Source organism: Flavobacterium cyanobacteriorum, from assembly GCF_002251835.1.
Lineage (GTDB): Bacteria > Bacteroidota > Bacteroidia > Flavobacteriales > Flavobacteriaceae > Flavobacterium > Flavobacterium cyanobacteriorum.
In genome coordinates, this window is record NZ_NOXV01000236.1 from 1 (window position 1) to 3,044 (window position 3,044).

General features: G+C 37.6%; 3 protein-coding genes. 1 reads left to right on the forward strand and 2 read right to left on the reverse strand.

From position 1 onward, the window contains the following. Positions 1–74 precede the first annotated feature (74 nt). Positions 75–782 (forward strand): hypothetical protein, encoded by a 708-nt coding sequence (locus CHU92_RS06595; RefSeq protein ID WP_094413830.1) that lies wholly within the window; start codon positions 75–77, stop codon positions 780–782. 302 nt (positions 783–1,084) lie between these two features. Here CHU92_RS06595 and CHU92_RS06605 read toward each other — a convergent pair whose 3' ends face one another. Together CHU92_RS06605 and CHU92_RS06610 are read right to left on the reverse strand one after the other, a co-directional pair. Beyond that, a complete protein-coding gene (locus CHU92_RS06605) occupies positions 1,085–2,008 on the reverse strand; it encodes a DNA adenine methylase (RefSeq protein WP_094413834.1) in 924 nt (307 codons plus the stop codon). Further along, positions 2,005–2,922, reverse strand: coding sequence for a type II restriction endonuclease (locus tag CHU92_RS06610; protein ID WP_094413836.1), 918 nt, complete (start codon positions 2,920–2,922; stop codon positions 2,005–2,007). Before CHU92_RS06610 ends, CHU92_RS06605 begins: the two co-directional genes overlap by 4 nt. Between the last annotated feature and the right edge of the window lie 122 nt (positions 2,923–3,044).

The window sequence follows — 3,044 nt, forward strand, 5'->3', positions numbered from 1 at the left end:
GATTTGCAAAATGCAAATCACTTCGCAAATCGCCTGGGGCGTTATAGGGCATTTTAAAAGACGACAACGACAAAATGATATTACCATCTGACAAAGAGTATACACAAACAAAACGAATAATCCTTGGGACAGAAAGGATGAAGCCCGAGTTTGTTCCTCTCGCAGAGTGGATAGACAAGACGTTTAACGTAAAGACAATTAATATCATTTACGACACATTAGACAATAAAACACCAAGAGTTCAAATTTTCTTTGAATATGAAAAAGAAAAAAACAAATTCTTGACTAACGACATTTCATACTTTGACAAATCGAAACAGAAAGCAATTGGAGAAAAATTTGCTGAAATAATTAAACAACAAGGCCTTTCAAAAAATAACGGTTCATTTTCAAACATTTTCGGACTTAACAAGAACGGTATTTATTTAACAGACAATGTATTTGTTATTTATGGTGCATTTAAACCAATTGCAAAGCTTGAAGCGACATATAAAATAACTCAAAAACAGACGGAAGAATTTATTAATTCGTTTGACAACAAAGACATTTGGACAATATCAATAGGTTTTAATATTCCAACATTTTTTATGTTTACAGACGAGAAAGTTAAAGAATATGATAAGCCTGAAATTAAAACAATGTGGGCAGACAAATTCTTTGACTTCATAAAACCATTTGACGAATTCAATTATTTCAAAAGAACTGACATTCAGGTTTATTTGGACAGCAAAGAAAATTTTGATAAAAACTACGAAAGCAATTGGTATTATTATTACAAATGACAAGAAAAACGCCCTATAACAGCCGTTTTGCAAAAGCGGGGGTTTTGTGCTTCTATGAAAGTGAAGCGCAAAATTCAAGCATTGTGCATTTAATGAAGTTTAGTGCTAAAAATCTCCGCCTTCGCCAAGCGCCAAAACGTTGTGCGGAAATCCCTACGGGCTTCCCGCACAACGCCCCAGGCGATTTACCCCGGCCAGCCCTTCGGGACTGTCCGGCAACAAAGCGGCCTGCAAAATGCAAATCACTTCGCAAATCGCCTGGGGCGTTAGCCAACATTTTAAAACNGCGGTAGTTCTTCTTCTCATTCGTCCCAGTGTATTGCTAATTGTTCAGGTTTTGTTTGCACTTTCAGTCCGTGATTGTGGGTTTCAAAGTTGTCTGTGTCGAAGTTGCAAACCAATGCTTCAACAACTGTTCGCCTGTTCTCAATGTTGCCACCGTTATGATAAAAATGGTCTTTGGTTACGATGTTGAACCTGCTCCAAAACTTATTAATCATTTCGTTCTCTCTCCAGTCGTTATGATGCCAAGTGGAAAGAATAAATTTTGCTTTTGTTTCGGAAAGCAAATTGAATAAAAGTTCTTCGTCTTGCTCTGTCCATCCGTTATAGTAGTCAACGTGTCTGCCGTAATATGGTGGGTCGCAATAGATAATGTCATTCTCTGTCGCAAGCGGAATAATGTCTGCAAACGATTTGTTGTGAAAAGTCCACTTTGGTTCTGGCTGTATGATTTGCGAAACTGTCGCAACCTGATTTGTAATTTTAGTAATGTATGCTTGTGCAAAACGGTCTGGCTTTTTGCAAAATGGAATGTTCCAATTTCCCTTGCTTCCAAATCGCATCATTCCGTTGAAACCCGCTCTAGAAAGAAAAATAAAATCGTAGGGTGAAAACTCTCCGCTATTAAAACGTGTCCGCACTTTCAAATAATGTTCGTAACCGTTATTCTCAGCTTTGCTCAATAACTCGCCTTCTCTTTCGAGATATTGTTTCATTAAAGGTGCAGTTATTGTCTTGTCTTGAATACCCTTGTAAAAATTGATAATGTGGGGATTAGTGTCGTTGAGAATAGCTTTTTTGTAACCCGAATTAAAAGCAACTACACCAGTTCCAAGAAATGGCTCAATCCACTTGCCCGAAACTTTTGGGGCAAGTTCCATTATCCAAGGAACTAACTTGGTTTTTATGCCCTGACTTTTTATTGGTGGAACGATTACTCTCATTTCGTTTTCTTGTTAGAAGTTTTAGAAACGATTTTATCCCAAAGGTCTGTTCTGCCTTTGAACTCCAAGAAATCTTTAAGCGTGGTAATTTTAGTCGGCTTTCCGTCCTTTACCATTGTAGCTGAACCGTGATTTATCCAGTATTCGTCAAACCATTCTTCTCCTAACTTGCTAAAAATCCCATTTTCATTTTTCAGGTCTTCAATGTCGAAGATTGAACCAATATTTGCTGTATTGCCCGAACCTTGTTTATCGCTTGCAATTTTCCATTTCTCTGCTGCGAAAAAGTCAAAGTCCTTGATTACCGAAGTAATGGATTTTAAGTTCTTAACTGTCGTAACCGAACGCTCACCAACCTTTTTGTTTGGCGTTTCATATTCTTCTTGAAGTTCCTGAACTTGATAAATCTCTGTTTCGGCAAGGTCGTCTGAAACATCTGTCCGGGTGTAAATAACGCCCAAGCAATAATGTCCCGTGTATTGATTGTAAGGAAACTGAATATTCTTGTCCTTATCTCTTTCTTTGAAATATCCACCGTGACTGCCAAGCGTAAAACCTGCCGTTTTATCGTTTCGTCTGAAAGTGGTTTTTATGTCAAGTGCAAATTTTACTTCTTCATTGTCCTTTTTAACGAAAGTCAAGTCAGGATACCAATTTTGTTTTTCGGCAAGAATGATTTTGTAACCGATGCTGTCTGCAAACTGCAAAATTTGCGGGAAGATGTGTATTTCAAGAATTTTTGAAACGATTTTGGTGTCAGAGGAAATCGTATAGATGTTTTTGTAAACGTCAATAAAACCCTTTACAGTCCAGTCGCCATTGTCGGTAGAAACATATTTTTCGAGCTTGTCCGCAAACTTGTCAAGCTCCTTTTTGAAGACCGATTTATACTTGTTTTTATCCTTTAAATTCATCTCTCAAATGTAATTAAAATTGTCGTCCGTTTTGCAGTTCTTTCAATGAAGCACCGTCATTTTAGAATTACCGCCAACGTTTTGCAGATTGGTGATGGGCGGGCTTTTCAGCACAAAAGTTA